This window comes from Enterobacter cloacae complex sp. HYC042_NIDB, assembly GCF_056673315.1.
In genome coordinates this window covers 194,565-210,100 of the sequence record NZ_CP109650.1, presented here as the reverse complement: position 1 = coordinate 210,100, position 15,536 = coordinate 194,565, and the positions used below count along the sequence as shown (strand labels likewise).

Here is a 15,536-nt window from a genome sequence, read left to right as displayed (position 1 = left end):
GCAGGGCTTTGTGCAGTCTGTGAGTAAAGCGGATTAGCTGTTCAACGCCGGCCGCTCGCTAATGGCGATACGCTGCGGCGCGATGGCTTCCGGCACGTTACGGATAAGATCGATATGCAGCAGCCCGTTGGTAAACGTCGCACCGGACACTTCCATATGGTCTGCCAGGGTAAAGCTCAGGCTAAACGGCTGATTAACCAGACCCTGATGCAGCCACCGGGTTTCGGTCTCTTGTTTTTCCGGCGTACCCTTCACGGTCAGGCGCGCGCCTTCGAGCTGGATATCCAGATCTTCCTGGCGGAACCCGGCCAGCGCAAGGGTGATGCGATAGTGGTTATCGTCGCTTTTTTCGATGTTGTACGGCGGAAATGTCTGTTGCTCGGTGGTGCTTTGCAGGGCATTAGCCAGTTTGTCAAAACCAATCCACTGACGCAGCAGGGGGGATAAATCGTAGTTACGCATACTAAATCTCCTTCTGAGAAGCGAGTTCGGCACAGTTTAATTTTGTGCACAGTTGTTCCTGCAAATCCTGATGGATTCGCATATGCTCCCGTTACGGCAAGCAAGTCTGGGTGGGCCGCTCGCGCGACCCGCGTAATTAGTTAATTTCGATACGGCGCGGTTTTTTCTCTTCCGGAATCACGCGTTCCAGTTCGATAAACAGCAGGCCGTTAACCAGGTTCGCGCCTTTAACGTGAATGTTCTCGGCTAACTGGAACTTGCGTTCAAAGTTGCGCTCGGCGATGCCCTGGTAAAGGTAGGTACGTTCTTTCTGCTCGGCCGTATGGGAACCTTTCACCACCAGCAGGTTGTCCTGCGCGGTGATTTCCAGCTCGTTTTCTGCAAAACCGGCGACGGCAATAGCGATGCGGTAGTGGTTTTCGTCAACCAGCTCAACATTGTATGGAGGGTAGCCGTTGCTCTGGCTTTGGTTATTTTCTAAATGGTTAAACAGGCGGTCAAAACCAATTGCAGAACGGTATAGCGGAGAAAGATCGAAGTTACGCATAGATAATACTCCTGAAATCAGCGAGAAATTGTAGCCTTCCACCATGGACAGGCCTTTGCGCCCCCGAGCACCCATCAGGCGTGTTCGTTATCGGGTCACATTCTTAAAATGGGTCTGGAACCGAGCTTTTCAAGACTATTTAGGCGAGATTTTTTTGCACTTTGCTGGTTGTCGCATAGACTCTGGGACAACAGCACAAAGGGTTAAATTGCGATGGCTGCCACAGTGCGGGGTTATCGGGCTATTCATTTCGGATAAGGCTCGCTATAACCCTGAGTTGCAGGTCTATGCAGTGCCATTAACGATGACTGAGTGATGATGAAAAATGTTCTGATAAAGCTGACGACGTTCAGCGGGGTGGTTTTACTTTGCGGGTGTTCGAGCGTGATGTCTCACACCGGCGGTAAAGAAGGAACATATCCGGGGACGCGCGCCAGCGCGGCGATGATCTCCGATGACGATACGAACTGGGGCACCAAATCCCTGGTTATCCTGGATATGCCCTTTACAGCAGTGGCGGATACGCTTCTGCTGCCGTGGGATGTATTCCGTAAGGACGATTCCGTGCGCTCACGGGTAGAGAAAAGCGAGCAGGAAAATCTGGCGACAAACGCCGTTATCCCGCCCGCCGAGATGCCGCCGCGCTAGTCCTTCGCGGTTTCCGTTACCCAAAGCTGACGGAAACCGCCCGTCTCTTGCATCCACGCAATAAAGCGCCCGTCCGGGGAAAACACGACCGCATCAGCAGACGGCGGATTGCCGTGATCGGACGTCAAAAACGTCACTTCTCCAGTCTTCGCGTCACAGCAGGCGATTCGGTTTTCAAGCACAAATCCCAGCATGTTCCCGGAAGGGTGCCAGTTAAACGCAGACTGAATACCGCTCCCGGTGCGCGTCAGCTGGCGCGGCTCGCCGCCCTCAGGAGAGATCAGCCACAGCTGCACAATGCCGTTATCATCCCGCATCAGAAACGCGATTTGCGTCCCCTGGGGGTTACTGCGCACCCAGTGACGCGGCACGTTCACCAGACCCGGGTAGACCCTCTGGTGGGTAAAGGTCAGACGACGCTGCTTCACCCCGGCAGGCGGCGCTGGCAGGGTGTCTGGGGTGCCCTGCAGCGGCGCATCGCCCGCTTGTTTCCAGTCCTGCTCGTCTTCTGGCAGGTTAACAATAAACAGTTCAGGCACTTTTTCGCCCTGCGCGGAGAGGGTATCGCCGATAAACGCTAGCCTGTTGTTGCCCACCCAGCCCTCTTCGTAGGCGCGGTTGATTTCATCGCTGCCCGGCTGCGGGTTGGGTGTTGTGCGGCTGACCAGCACGCTCCAGAACGTGCCTGAATATTCACGTGGATGATTCCCCTGCGGGTTCACCGGGCCAAACGGTGCCGCCACGCCGACGTTGCGTAAATCGAGCTTCGGATCGCGCTCATGTAAAACATGGTCGTTATAGGTAAAGCTGACGAACTGCCCGTTCGGGCTAAAGACGTGCACGTGGCTGCCGCCGCGCAGCGCGCCTGCGGTATAAGGTGCGGTGATATCCATCGCGTCCAGGTTGCTCACCTGACCGTGATGCGCAATCACACCCTGACGATGATGAAAATCGTAGTGCCAGCCAGCATCCGGGTTTTTCGGACCGTGGATAAAGACGTATTTGTCCTGTGCCGGATGAACGGTCACCACGCCGACATGCGCGCCGTCAGTAGCGCGATAAACCACCTCCACCTCGCCCGTAACGACGTTGACCTGCTCAATGGTTTCGCCGGTAAATGACGCGCCTGACGGACGTACGTCGTAGACCAGCCACCGGCTGTCCGGCGTCCAGGTATTGATGTTGGTCAGCTGGTGGTTGCGGGAAGCGAAGGTGATTTGTTTCATGAGGATACCCTGATGCACGGTGAGTGCATCAGGGTAAAACATCCGCAGGGATTAGCCTACTCGTTTCACATCGCCCACCAGCAGGATGTAGGAGAGTGCCCCGATCAGCGCCACGGCAGAGATGTAGACAAGCGCCGGGCCGAAGCCGTAGTCCTGCGCCAGGTAGCCGATGACCAGCGGTACGGTGATCCCGCCCAGTCCGCCGACAAAGTTGAACACACCGCCAGTCAGGCCAATCAGCCGCATCGGCGCGAGGGACGACACCAGCGACCAGGTGATAGAGGCGAAACCGTTACCAAAGAACGCCACCGCCATCAGGGCCATAATCCACACCGGATCGTTGGTGTAGTTGGCACCCATGATACAGGTTGAGATCAGCAAGCCGCAGATAATCGGCGTTTTACGCGCCACGCCCAGCGAGTATCCTTTTTTCACCAGCTTATCGGCCAGCCAGCCGGAGAGCAGTACGCCGAAAAATGCGGCGAGGAACGGCACGGTGGTCATAAAGCCCGCCTTCAGCGCCGCGATCCCCTTTTCCTGGGTCAGGTAGTTCGGGAACCAGGTGAGGAAGAACCACAGCGTAGAAGTAACCGCGAACTGTCCCAGATAAACGCCCACCAGCTTACGGTGGAAGACCAGCTTCCAGTCCGCTTTGGTCAGCGGCTGGCGCGCCTCTTTTTTCACCGGCGCATCACCATCCACCAGACCGCCACCGTCGCGGATGTAGTCCAGCTCGGCCCTGGTGATACTTTTGGTCAGACGCGGCGGCTGGTAGACCTTGAACCAGATTAGCGACCAGATAATGCCAATCCCGCCGGTGACGATGAACACCCAGTGCCAGCTCAGCAGCTCCTGGATCCAGATCAGCAGCGGCGTCAGGAACGCCAGGCCGACAAACTGGCCAGAGGTGTAAAAACCAACGGCGGACGCGCGCTCGTGTTCCGGGAACCAGCTGGTCACCATACGGTTGTTGGTCGGAAACGCGGGCGCTTCGAAAACCCCGGTGATGGCACGCAGGCCAATCAGCGAAATCAGCCCGGTGGCGAAGCCCTGGAATAGGGTCGCCACGGACCAGCCTAATATGGCGATAAAGTAGGTCAGACGTGAACCCACGCGGTCAAGAAACCAGCCGCCGGGGATCTGGCATAAGGTATACAACCAGGCAAACGCCGAGAAGACGTAGCCCATTTCCGCTTTGGTGATGCCAAACTCTTCCTGAATATGGGCCGATGCCACGGCAAGGTTGGCGCGGTCGACATAGCAAATGACCACGGTAATAAAGATCATCATCAGCGTCAGGTAGCGGCGACGCCCGATTTTTGTAGCGGTAACTGGAATATCCATCGCAATCTGTCTCCAGATTTTGGGCATAGCGAAGCCGCTCACCATGCCCTGTAATTTACAGAGGGTTATATTTTTGTATGTATGATTTTTGCCCGGAGGCTTACCGGGTCTACGGGATGGCGATTACCATTCCGCTACGCTGCCGTCCTCATGACGCCACAGCGGGTTTCGCCAGTCCGGCGCATTCTTACTCAGCTCAATGACTTTAGCTTCGTCAATTTCCACGCCAAGGCCCGGCTTCGTAAGCGGTTTAAAGAAACCGCCTTCCATGCAGAAGTCTTCTTTATTTTTCACAAAATCGAGCAGTTCCGCGCCCTTGTTATAGTGAATCCCCATGCTCTGTTCCTGGAACACCGCATTGCGGGAGACGAAGTCGACGTGCAGGCAGGCCGCCAGCGCGATTGGGCCGAGCGGGCAGTGCGGTGCCAGCGCCACATCGTAAGCTTCTGCCATCCCGGCAATTTTGTAGCATTCGGTGATGCCGCCCGCATGAGAAAGGTCCGGCTGTAGGATCGCTATGCCGCCCGCTTCAAGTACGCGTTTAAACTCGAAGCGCGAGAACATACGTTCACCCGCCGCGATAGGAATGTGGGTCTGTTCAGCCAGCTTCGGATAGTACTCCGCCTGCTCGGCCAGCACTGGCTCTTCGATAAACAGCGGGCGATACGGCTCCAGCTCTTTGATCAGCACTTTGGCCATCGGCGCGCTGACGCGGCCGTGGAAATCCAGGCCAAACTCAATCTCGTTGCCGAAGGCTTCACGAATTTGCGCCACGGTATTGACCGCCCGGTCTACCGCACGCGAATTGTCGATAACGCCCATCTCTTCGCAGCCGTTGAGCTTGAAGGTGTCAAAGCCGATATTGCGCAACTGCGTGATGCCGTCGATCACTTCCGCAGGACGGTCGCCGCCTACCCAGCTGTAGGCTTTGATTTTGTCGCGCACCAGGCCGCCCATAAGCTGCCATACCGGCGCGTTAAGCACTTTACCTTTGATATCCCACAGCGCCTGGTCGATACCGGCGATGGCGCTCATCAGGATCGGACCACCTCGGTAGAAGCCCGCGCGGTACATCACCTGCCACAGGTCGTTAATGCGCGCCGGATCCTGACCAATCAGGTATTCGCCCAGCTCGTGTACTGCCGCTTCAACGGTGCGCGCGCGCCCTTCAATCACCGGTTCGCCCCAGCCTACAACCCCTTCATCGGTTTCGATTTTCAGGAACATCCAGCGCGGGGGTAAACGGTACGTGGTGAGTTTGGTTATTTTCATTTCACTGCCTCTCGATACGCTTTCACAAATGCTGCCGCCTGCTGTGCGGTACGTTCCACGGACTGTCCGGCACGATAAAGATCGCTCCCCAACCCTGCGCCCACACAGCCAGCGCTCATCCACTGGCCCAGGTTTTCTGGCGTTACGCCGCCCACGGCAAAGACCGGCACGCTGGCGGGCAATACCGCTTTCAACGCCTTGATGTAGTCCGGTCCAAAAGCCGATGACGGGAAAATTTTGAGCGACTGCGCGCCCGCATCAAGGGCAGTAAAGGCTTCCGTAGCGGTGGCGCAGCCCGGGCAGACTGTCATGCCGTAACCCACCGCGCGGCGGATCACCTCAGGCTGAATATTGGGCGTGACGATAAGCCTGCAGCCCATCTTTGCCAGCCGATCGACCTGCTCAGGCTGTAACACGGTGCCTGCGCCAATCAGCGCCTTATCGCCGAAAACCTCCACCACGGCCGGAATGCTTTTTTCCCAGTCGGGCGAGTTGAGCGGGATTTCTACCGCGTCGAATCCGGCGTCGATAACCGCGCCGACGTGGTCTAACGCCTCATCGGGCGTGATGCCGCGCAAAATCGCGATAAGGGGAAGATCAGTTTGCCACTGCATGAGCGATGCTCCTTATTCCTGCCTGAAATGCCGTGTCGCCGGATACCGTCGAAACATCACGCCCAACGGCGCGAAATGCCTGTTCGTAGCGCGACGTTAGCGATGCGCCTGCGACAATCGTAATGGCCTGCTCGTGCGCGATGAACTCACGCATGCTGGCGACCTCTGCGCCAATCAGCAGGCCGGAGAGAAACTCGCTGACCTGCTCGCGCGGGAGAAGTCCCAGCACGTGCGAGGCGCGAACCTCAAAAAGCTGCGGCAACACATCAGGGGAGGCGATCCCACGTTCAAGCCCGGCGGCAAACGCCTCTGACGAGGATTCCTGCTCAGGTAAACCGGCCCCGACCAGCGAATGGTTGAGCAGCAAATGGTGCAGCTCGCCGGTCATTACGGTGCGAAAATCGTGGATTTGCTCAGCGTCAGCCTGGACCCATTTACAGTGCGTGCCGGGCATGACGTAGACAGAAGAAGGTGAGAGAGCGCGCGCGCCAAGCAGCTGCGTCTCTTCGCCGCGCATCACGTTGTGGTTATCGTCGCGAGAGACGCTCAAACCGGGAATAATCCAGATATTGTCGCCAACGGACGTTAACTGCTCGCCAATAGCGGAGAAATGGACGGGAACCGGCAGATAAGGTGCAATTTTCCAGCCTACGTTACTGCCCACCATTCCCGCCATTACCACCGGCGTGGCGCTGTCGCGCCAGTTTTGTGTGACCTCTGCTAACACCGCCTCGGGGGATTTACCGTTCAGGCGCGTCACGCCTGCTTCAGATTGCCTGCTCTCCAGGCACTGCTCGCCCTGATAAAGCCAGGCGCGCAGATTGGTCGATCCCCAGTCAATTGCGATGTAGCGAGATGTCATGTGATTTCCTTCAGCCTTCGTGTCGAGCTGGCAATCATGGTTAGCGCCGCCTGCTCTGCCGCATCGCCGTCCTGATGCCGTATCGCATCGAACAGCGCTTTATGTTCCTGGAGCGTTTTTGGCATGTTGGCCTCATCACCCATCCAGGTACGTTCAAATACCGCTCGCTGTAGCGAGCTGATCGCCACGCTAAGCTGCTGTAAAACCGGGTTATGCACCGACTGCAGCACCGCTTCGTGGTAGCGAATGTCCGCCTCGTTGAACGCCTCCCGGTTCTGGTTATTGGCGATCATGTCGTTTAAAGCCGATTCAATCTGGGCCAAATCACCGGAGGTCGCGCGTTCCGCCGCCCAGCGCGCAATTGCTGGCTCCACCAGGTTTCGAACTTCACTCATCGCGCCGATAAGCCGTGGGTCGTAGTCGTTTTCCAGCACCCACTGCAGCACGTCGGTATCGAGGTAGTTCCACTGGTTGCGCGGAGCAACAAACGCGCCGCGATAGCGCTTCATTTCAATCAGCCGCTTCGCCATCAGCGAGCGGAACACTTCCCGGATGATGTTGCGCGAGGTTTCAAACTCCTCGCACAGTTCAGCCTCTGCGGGGAGCGGCGAACCGGGAACGTATTTACCGCCCACAATCTGGGTGCCCAGCGTAATAACGATGCGATCGGTTTTATTGAGAGTCATGGAGAGTCCTTGTGCTCTGTATGTCCATCACTACTTTACCGCGACCGCTGAATTTCGCCTCACTTTTGCAGTACAAACGTGAGGCCATTCTTCTTTGCCGTGGTGACAATGTAGTACAATCAGTTAATGTTGTACTACAATCAAGATCACAAAAAGAACAATTCGATAAATGCAGGGCAAAAAAAAGCCCCGGTTGATAACCGGGGCTGATGATTAAAAATAAGCGTTACTGCAGCACAAACTTCTCGATCGCGTAGGCAACGCCGTCTTCGAGGTTAGATTTGGTGACGAAATCAGCCACCTCTTTCACCGAAGGAATGGCGTTATCCATTGCCACGCCAACGCCCGCGAATTCAATCATCGCGATGTCGTTTTCCTGGTCGCCGAGCGCCATGATTTCTTCCTGCTTAATCCCTAACGCATCAGCAAGTGATTTCACGCCGGTACCCTTATTGACGCGTTTATCGAGGATTTCGAGGAAGTACGGCGCGCTTTTCAGCACGGTGTACTTCTCTTTTACCTCCGCCGGAATGCGCGCGATGGCTTTATCCAGGATCTCCGGCTCGTCGATCATCATCACCTTCAGGAACTGCGTCGCCGGGTCCATTTTCTCGGCTTCACAGAACACCAGCGGAATGGTCGCAACGTAGGATTCATGCACCGTGTAGTAGCTGATATCACGGTTGGCGGTGTAGAGCGTATTGCGATCGAGCGCGTGGAAGTGGGAGCCCACTTCACGGGACAGTTTTTCGAGGAACAGGTAGTCATCATAGCTCAGCGCAGTTTGCGCAACCGTGCTGCCGTCTGCGGCTTTCTGCACCAGCGCGCCGTTATAGGTGATGCAGTAATCGCCCGGCTGATTCATGTGCAGCTCTTTCAGGTAGCTGTGTACGCCCGCATACGGACGCCCCGTGGTCAGAACCACATTCACGCCCTTCGCTCGTGCGGCAGCGATCGCGTTTTTAACGGCAGGAGAGATAGTGTGGTCTGGCAGCAGCAGCGTGCCGTCCATATCGATTGCAATGAGTTTGATAGCCATGAGTTCCCCGGGATAAATGAGTGCTGCCTCATGCTAACGCGATTAAGCACACAAAAATAGAGCTACATTGCGCAACAGAAACACCCCTTTTACGCTTAACCCGGGGAACGACGACTTACTCGCGGGTGAGAACAATTTTACCGAATGCGCCGCGATCCAGATGTTCAAGGGCCTGTTCAAGCTCGTTAAAACGGTAGCGATGCTCAATCACCGGCTTCAGTCCCGTGACGTCAACAGCGCGGACGAAATCCTCCAGCGCCCGGCGGTGTCCCACGCCAATCCCCTGAATGACGGGGGATTTCAGCAGCAGCTCACCAGCAGGCAGCGAAATGTCAGTCCCGGCCAGCACGCCAATGACGGAGATACGCCCGTGAACGGCAACGGCACGCAGGGAATGCTTCAGGTTTTCCCCACCTACGGTTTCGATAATATGGTCGATGCCGCGATCCTGAGTCAGCGCCAATGCTTCTTCAGCCCAGTCACTTTTCAGGCGGTTGACGCCCTGACTGGCGCCCAGTTTTTTGGCGAGCGCCAGCTTTTCATCGCTCCCGGACGTGACAATAACCTCTGCGCCGTGCGCTTTTGCAATTTGCAGGGCGAAAATCGCCACGCCGCCCGTCCCCTGTACCAGCACCGATTGCCCGGCGCGGAGCTGACCCCGCTCCACCAGCGCGAACCAGGCGGTAAGCCCTGCGCAGGGTAACGTGCTGGCCTCTGCGTCATTCAGAGTTTCCGGAGAGGCTACCAGCGCGTTTTCATTTACAACCACATATTCGGCCAGCATGCCCTGGAAATAGCCGCCGGACGTTTTGTAGGGCAAATCACGCGCGTCTGCCTGCGGCTTGCCGTCGATCCACTCCGGGAAGAAGGTTGAAATGACGCGAGCGCCGGGTTTGAAACGCGTGACACCTTCACCTACGCTGTCCACCACGCCCGCCATGTCAGACGCCGGGGTGAACGGGAAGGAAAGCGGAATCGGCATCGTGCCTTCGATAACCATTTTATCGCGATAGTTGAGCGCAACGGCATTTACCCGTACGCGAACCTCACCCGGGCCTGGCTGTGGAACCGATTCATGAATGAGTTTGAGATTCTCGCGCCCGAGGGCGTTCATTGACCAGCGCTGCATTGTCTCTGTCATTTTTTTCTCCTGCCATCAGATAAGCTTCAGTAATGACAGTCTACCGTTGACTCCTCGTCACCAGTGGCGATAAGTTTTCTCTTCATTGACGCCTGAATGGATACAAACCGTGACCGATACGCTGAAAGATATTCCTGTTTTTGTCGCTGCCGTGGAGGCAGGAAGCTTTGCGCAGGCCGCAGTTCGCCTGCACCTGTCGCGCTCTGCGGTGGGTAAAAGCATTGCTCGACTTGAGGAACGTCTGGGAGTGCGGCTGTTTCAGCGCACCACCCGCAGCCAGCGGCTCACCGATAACGGCGCCCTGTTCTACGAGCGCTGCCTGCGCGCGCTGGAGGAGATCAGGAGCGCGGAATCCCTGCTGGAAACGGGGAAACATCAGATCAACGGTCGGCTTCGTGTTGCCATGCCGGTGCTGTTTGGACGCCAGTGCGTCGCGCCGCTGCTGATTGAACTGGCGCAGGAACACCCTGGGCTTGAGCTTGAAATGTCGTTCAGCGACCGCGTGGTGGATCTGGTCGAGGAAGGCTTCGATATGGCGGTACGTAACGGCACGCTGCAGGACAGCAGCGTGCTGGTGGCCAGAAAGCTGGGAGAACACCGCATGGTCCTGTGCGCCTCGCCCGACTATCTGCAAAAAAGAGGTCATCCAGACGCTGTGGATGATTTATCCCGGCACGCGGCCATTAACTATCTGCGCGCAGGCCGCGTGCTATCCTGGCAGCTTATGGACAGCGACGGAACGCCGCGCACGTTTACGCCGCGGTCATCACTCAATATGGATGATTTGCAGGCCATCTGCGACGCGGCGGTGACCGGGCACGGCATTGCCTGGCTCCCCTGCTGGATGGCCATCAAAGAAATTCATCAGGGAAAGCTTGTCCCGCTCTTTAAGCAGGCGCAGGATGTCCATTTTGACGTCCATGCCGTCTGGCAACAGACGCCGTACCTGCCCCTGAGGGTAAGAATGGCCATAGATGCGCTGGCGAGCCGTTTACCGGCGGCGATGTCGCTGGACATTCCTGCGCCCATAAAAAAGCCGCGCTAAAAGCGCGGCCAGTTTTCATGCGGGATAGCGACTGTTAAATATCGATATTCGCCGCTTTCAGCGCGTTCTCTTCAATGAACGCACGACGTGGTTCTACCGCATCGCCCATCAGGGTGGTGAACAGCTGATCCGCTGCAATCGCGTCTTTAACGGTGACGCGCAGCATGCGACGGCTTTCCGGATCCATGGTGGTTTCCCACAGCTGATCCGGGTTCATTTCGCCCAGACCTTTATAACGCTGGATAGACAGACCGCGACGGGATTCTTTCACCAGCCAGTCCAGCGCCTGCTCGAAGCTTGCTACCGGCTGACGACGCTCGCCACGTTCGATGAAGGCATCGTCTTCGATCAGGCCGCGCAGCTTCTCGCCGAGGGTGCAGATACGGCGGTATTCCGGGCCGGTCACGAATTCGTGCTCCAGCGGGTAGTCGGTGTCGACGCCGTGAGTACGCACGCGAACAATCGGCTCAAACTGCTGTGCCGCATTCTGCTGAACGTCGAACTTCCACTGGCTGCCGTGCTGCTCTTTCTCGTTCAGCTCGCTCACCAGGGTATTCACCCAGCGGGTCACGGCCTGCTCGTTGCTCAGATCGGCTTCGGTCAGGGTTGGCTGATAGACCAGCTCCTTCAGCAGCGCTTTTGGATAGCGGCGTTCCATACGGCCAATCATTTTCTGCGTGGCGTTGAACTCGGAGACCAGACGCTCCAGCGGCTCGCCTGCCAGTGCCGGCGCGCTGGAGTTCGCATGCAGGGTCGCGCCATCAAGGGCGATCGCGATTTGGTACTGATCCATCGCGTCGTCATCTTTAATGTACTGTTCCTGCTTACCTTTCTTCACTTTGTACAGCGGCGGCTGCGCAATGTAGACGTGGCCACGCTCAACGATTTCAGGCATCTGACGATAGAAGAAGGTCAACAGCAGCGTACGGATGTGCGAGCCGTCGACGTCCGCATCGGTCATGATGATGATGCTGTGATAGCGCAGCTTGTCCGGGTTGTACTCGTCGCGGCCAATGCCACAGCCGAGCGCGGTGATGAGCGTCGCCACTTCCTGAGAAGAGAGCATCTTATCGAAGCGCGCTTTCTCAACGTTGAGGATTTTACCCTTCAGCGGCAGGATCGCCTGGTTCTTACGGTTACGGCCCTGCTTCGCAGAACCGCCCGCGGAGTCCCCTTCCACGAGGTACAGTTCGGACAGTGCCGGGTCGCGTTCCTGACAGTCAGCCAGCTTGCCCGGCAGGCCTGCCAGGTCCAGCGCGCCTTTACGACGGGTCATTTCACGGGCTTTACGCGCTGCTTCACGAGCACGTGCCGCATCGATAATTTTGCCCACCACGATTTTCGCGTCGTTCGGGTTTTCCAGCAGGTATTCGCTCAGCAGTTCGTTCATCTGCTGCTCAACCGCCGATTTCACCTCAGAAGAAACCAGCTTGTCTTTGGTCTGTGAGGAAAACTTCGGATCCGGCACCTTCACGGAGACCACGGCAATCAGGCCTTCACGGGCGTCGTCACCGGTGGCGCTGACTTTCGCTTTTTTGCTGTAGCCTTCTTTGTCCATGTAGGCGTTCAGGGTACGGGTCATCGCCGCACGGAAGCCCGCAAGGTGAGTACCGCCGTCGCGCTGTGGAATGTTGTTGGTAAAGCAGTAGATGTTTTCCTGGAAACCGTCGTTCCACTGCAGCGCCACTTCCACGCCGATACCGTCTTTTTCGGTGGAGAAATAGAAGATATTTGGGTGAATTGGCGTTTTGTTCTTGTTCAGATACTCAACAAACGCCTTGATACCGCCTTCGTAGTGGAAGTGGTCTTCTTTATTGTCGCGTTTGTCGCGCAGGCGAATAGAGACGCCAGAGTTCAGGAACGACAGTTCACGCAGGCGCTTCGCCAGGATGTCGTACTCGAATTCAGTGACGTTGGTGAAGGTTTCAAGGCTCGGCCAGAAACGCACCATGGTACCGGTTTTATCGGTATCACCGGTAACGGCCAGCGGGGCTTCAGGCACACCGTGCTGATAGATCTGACGGTGAATTTTGCCTTCGCGCTGAATAACCAGCTCCAGCTTTTGCGACAGGGCGTTTACTACGGAAACGCCTACGCCGTGCAGGCCGCCGGAAACCTTATAGGAGTTATCGTCGAACTTACCGCCTGCGTGCAGTACGGTCATGATCACTTCCGCAGCAGAGACGCCCTCTTCCGGGTGAATACCGGTTGGGATGCCACGACCGTCATCGGTAACGGAGACGGAGTTGTCCGCATGGATGGTGACCACGATGTCTTTACAGTGACCCGCGAGCGCTTCGTCGATAGCGTTATCTACCACCTCGAATACCATGTGGTGCAGACCGGTGCCGTCATCCGTGTCGCCGATATACATACCCGGGCGCTTACGCACCGCATCCAGCCCTTTCAGGACTTTGATACTGGAGGAGTCATAAGAATTCGACATCAACGTTTCTCGCTCATTTCAACTTGGGTTAATCCGTTATTTTACCCTTTTCCACGGTAAACATCTTCGAATTTTCGTCCGACATGTCCATAACGTGTTCAGCGCTAATGGCGCTGACGAAAACCTGCGACTGCGTGGCTTTTAAGCGGCTGGCAAGCAGCCCGCGCCGCGCGTCGTCAAGTTCCGAGGCAAAATCATCTATCAGGTACAGGCAGCGTCGTCCGCTCTCGCGGGTGAGGAACTCCCCCTGCGCCAGGCGTAGCGCGCACATCAGGAGCTTGAGCTGCCCGCGCGACAGCGTGTCTTCCACCGGCGCACCGTCGGCACGAATGCGGAAATCCGCCTTGTGCGGGCCGTGCGCGGTGTAGGTCAACATGCGGTCGCGCTCGAAGCTTCTCTCTAACACCTCGGCATAGTCCGTCTCTTTCTCCCAGCCACGCTGGAAGGAGAAGGTGAGAGAGAACTCGGGTAAAAACTGTTTGCAGGTGTCGGCCATATCTTCGGCGATACCCGCGCTGTATTCGGCACGCCAGCGGCTTATCTGTTCCGCAAGAGGGATGAGTTCCATGTCCCACGGACGCAGCTGGGCGTAGCGCGTGACCTGGCGCAACGCGGCGTTACGCTGTTTAAGCAGACGCTTCAGGTTGCTCCAGGCGTTAAAGAAACCGGCTTCATTGTGAAAGCATCCCCAGTCGAGGAACGCTCTTCTGTATTTGGGGCCGCCGTTGAGTAAAGTAAACCCCTCGGGCGTAATCAGCTGCATTGGCATCAGCAGCGCCAGCTCCGCCACCTTATGGCCGTCGGTGCCGTCGATGCGCACCTTGCTATCGCCCTGCTTGTCTTTGGTCAGGCCGATGGCGGTTTCCCGCTCTGCGCCCTGCAAACGCCCGTGCAGAACAAAGGATTCCTGCTCGTGGCGAATGACGCGACCAATCTGCAAACTGCGAAACGCCCGGCCATGGCCGAGCGTATAGATGGCTTCCAGCACGCTGGTTTTGCCGCTGCCGTTCGCGCCAACCAGGAAGTTAAAGCCGGGGGATAAAGCGAGATCCGCGCTTTCGATATTGCGAAAGTCGCGGATCAACAGACGGGTGAGCGACATTACAGTCTCATTGGCATGACAACATAAGCCGCGCTTTGGCTGGCCGCATCTTCAATCTGTACGCTCGAAACGGAGTCTGTCAGCAGAATGCGCACATTCTCGCATTTCAGTGCATTGAGCACATCCAGCACGTAGCTGACGTTGAAGCCGATTTCCATCTCAGCCCCGGCGTAGGTGACGTCCAGAATCTCTTCTGCCTCTTCCTGCTCCGGGTTGTTGGCGGTGATTTTGATCTGGTTTTCACTCACGTACAGGCGCACGCCGCGGAATTTCTCGTTCGAGAGAATGGCCGCGCGGGCAAACGCCTGCTTGAGGCTATCGCAGCCCGCTTCCAGCGTTTTGTCCGGGTTCTTCGGCAATACGCGGCGATAATCCGGGAAACGGCCATCAACCAGCTTCGAAGTGAAGACAAAATCGCCCACGTGGGCACGGATGTTATTGCTGCCAATCTGCACCCGCAGCGGCGTGTCACCGCCGTCGAGCATACGCATCAGTTCAATCACGCCTTTACGCGGCACGATCACCGAATGGTTCGGCAGCGAGTCGCCAATCGGCATGGAACAGACCGCCAGACGGTGGCCGTCGGTGGCGACGGTACGCAGCTCTTCACCTTCGGTTTCGAACAGCATGCCGTTTAAGTAGTAACGAACGTCCTGATGCGCCATGGAGAACTGCGTGGCTTCAATCAGACGCTTCATCGTCGCCTGCGGAAGAGTGAATTCAACTTCACTCTGCCAGTCGTCCAGGTTCGGGAAGTCCGCAGCGGGCAGCGTGGAGAGCGAGAAACGGCTGCGGCCAGAGCGCACCAGCATGCGGTCGCCCTCCAGCTGCACGGCGATTTCAGCGCCTTCCGGCAACCCGCGGCAAATATCAAAGAATTTACGTGCCGGAACCGTGGTCGCGCCCGCGTCGTGCGGCTGCGTCAACGTAACGCGCGCGATCATTTCCATTTCCAGATCTGTACCGGTCAGCGACAGCGTACCGTCCGCGACCTGAAGCAGCAGGTTTCCGAGAATAGGCAGCGTTGGGCGGCCGCCTAATGGGCCACTCACCTGTTGCAGCGGTTTTAATAAATGTTCACGTTCAACGGTAAATTTCATAG

15 protein-coding genes and 1 other annotated feature are annotated in these 15,536 nt (G+C 57.0%); of the genes, 2 read left to right on the top strand and 13 right to left on the bottom strand.

Features of this window, described 5'->3' with window-relative positions; genetic code table 11:
- Positions 1–33: 33 nt before the first annotated feature.
- The gene (gene ibpB / locus OKF39_RS00980) at positions 34–462 is read right to left on the bottom strand and encodes a small heat shock chaperone IbpB (RefSeq protein ID WP_028014943.1); all 429 of its coding nucleotides are present in this window, start codon (positions 460–462) and stop codon (positions 34–36) included.
- 136 nt (positions 463–598) lie between these two features.
- Entirely contained in the window at positions 599–1,009 is a 411-nt protein-coding gene (gene ibpA, locus OKF39_RS00975; protein WP_008500162.1) for a small heat shock chaperone IbpA, read from the bottom strand.
- Positions 1,003–1,074, bottom strand: a sequence feature (ROSE (Repression Of Heat Shock gene Expression) occurs in the 5'-region of heat shock genes and acts as an RNA thermometer to modulate expression.). It overlaps the preceding gene by 7 nt.
- Positions 1,075–1,324: 250 nt before the next feature.
- On the opposite strand from ibpA, the gene OKF39_RS00970 reads away from it, so the two are divergent.
- Positions 1,325–1,657: a YceK/YidQ family lipoprotein gene (locus OKF39_RS00970; RefSeq protein WP_014881914.1), complete on the top strand. Its 333-nt coding sequence runs from the start codon at positions 1,325–1,327 to the stop codon at positions 1,655–1,657.
- Here OKF39_RS00970 and OKF39_RS00965 read toward each other — a convergent pair.
- The 8 genes from OKF39_RS00965 to OKF39_RS00930 all read right to left on the bottom strand — a co-directional run bounded on the left by OKF39_RS00965 (position 1,654) and on the right by OKF39_RS00930 (position 9,841).
- Positions 1,654–2,883, bottom strand: coding sequence for a YidR family protein (locus tag OKF39_RS00965; protein WP_479983404.1), 1,230 nt, complete (start codon positions 2,881–2,883; stop codon positions 1,654–1,656). The genes OKF39_RS00970 and OKF39_RS00965 overlap by 4 nt on opposite strands.
- Before the next feature lie 51 nt (positions 2,884–2,934).
- Positions 2,935–4,272, bottom strand: coding sequence for an MFS transporter (locus OKF39_RS00960; RefSeq protein WP_080351061.1), 1,338 nt, complete (start codon positions 4,270–4,272; stop codon positions 2,935–2,937).
- A gap of 78 nt (positions 4,273–4,350) precedes the next feature.
- Complete coding sequence (gene dgoD, locus OKF39_RS00955; RefSeq protein ID WP_028014940.1) at positions 4,351–5,499, bottom strand: galactonate dehydratase; 1,149 nt, start codon at positions 5,497–5,499, stop codon at positions 4,351–4,353.
- Positions 5,496–6,113, bottom strand: coding sequence for a 2-dehydro-3-deoxy-6-phosphogalactonate aldolase (locus OKF39_RS00950; protein ID WP_041911729.1), 618 nt, complete (start codon positions 6,111–6,113; stop codon positions 5,496–5,498). Before OKF39_RS00950 ends, dgoD begins: the two co-directional genes overlap by 4 nt.
- Complete coding sequence (locus OKF39_RS00945) at positions 6,097–6,975, bottom strand: 2-dehydro-3-deoxygalactonokinase (RefSeq protein WP_049137088.1); 879 nt, start codon at positions 6,973–6,975, stop codon at positions 6,097–6,099. Before OKF39_RS00945 ends, OKF39_RS00950 begins: the two co-directional genes overlap by 17 nt.
- The gene (gene dgoR, locus OKF39_RS00940; RefSeq protein WP_003861109.1) at positions 6,972–7,661 is read right to left on the bottom strand and encodes a D-galactonate utilization transcriptional regulator DgoR; all 690 of its coding nucleotides are present in this window, start codon (positions 7,659–7,661) and stop codon (positions 6,972–6,974) included. The genes OKF39_RS00945 and dgoR overlap by 4 nt, the downstream gene beginning before the upstream one ends.
- Before the next feature lie 226 nt (positions 7,662–7,887).
- Complete coding sequence (yidA, locus tag OKF39_RS00935; RefSeq protein ID WP_047363227.1) at positions 7,888–8,700, bottom strand: sugar-phosphatase; 813 nt, start codon at positions 8,698–8,700, stop codon at positions 7,888–7,890.
- Positions 8,701–8,815: 115 nt separating this feature from the next.
- Complete coding sequence (locus tag OKF39_RS00930) at positions 8,816–9,841, bottom strand: zinc-dependent alcohol dehydrogenase family protein (protein WP_028014936.1); 1,026 nt, start codon at positions 9,839–9,841, stop codon at positions 8,816–8,818.
- 109 nt (positions 9,842–9,950) lie between these two features.
- On the opposite strand from OKF39_RS00930, the gene OKF39_RS00925 reads away from it, so the two are divergent.
- On the top strand, positions 9,951–10,886 hold the full coding sequence (locus OKF39_RS00925; protein ID WP_479983403.1) for a LysR family transcriptional regulator: 936 nt from the start codon (positions 9,951–9,953) through the stop codon (positions 10,884–10,886).
- Between the two features lie 34 nt (positions 10,887–10,920).
- Here OKF39_RS00925 and gyrB read toward each other — a convergent pair whose 3' ends face one another.
- Genes gyrB through dnaN form a run of 3 tightly spaced genes read right to left on the bottom strand, consistent with a single transcriptional unit; the run spans position 10,921 to position 15,534 of the window.
- A complete protein-coding gene (gene gyrB, locus OKF39_RS00920; protein WP_028014934.1) occupies positions 10,921–13,332 on the bottom strand; it encodes a DNA topoisomerase (ATP-hydrolyzing) subunit B in 2,412 nt (803 codons plus the stop codon).
- Positions 13,333–13,360: 28 nt separating this feature from the next.
- Positions 13,361–14,434 (bottom strand): DNA replication/repair protein RecF, encoded by a 1,074-nt coding sequence (gene recF / locus OKF39_RS00915; protein ID WP_045260850.1) that lies wholly within the window; start codon positions 14,432–14,434, stop codon positions 13,361–13,363.
- Positions 14,434–15,534, bottom strand: coding sequence for a DNA polymerase III subunit beta (gene dnaN / locus OKF39_RS00910; protein WP_008500170.1), 1,101 nt, complete (start codon positions 15,532–15,534; stop codon positions 14,434–14,436). The genes recF and dnaN overlap by 1 nt, the downstream gene beginning before the upstream one ends.
- Between the last annotated feature and the right edge of the window lie 2 nt (positions 15,535–15,536).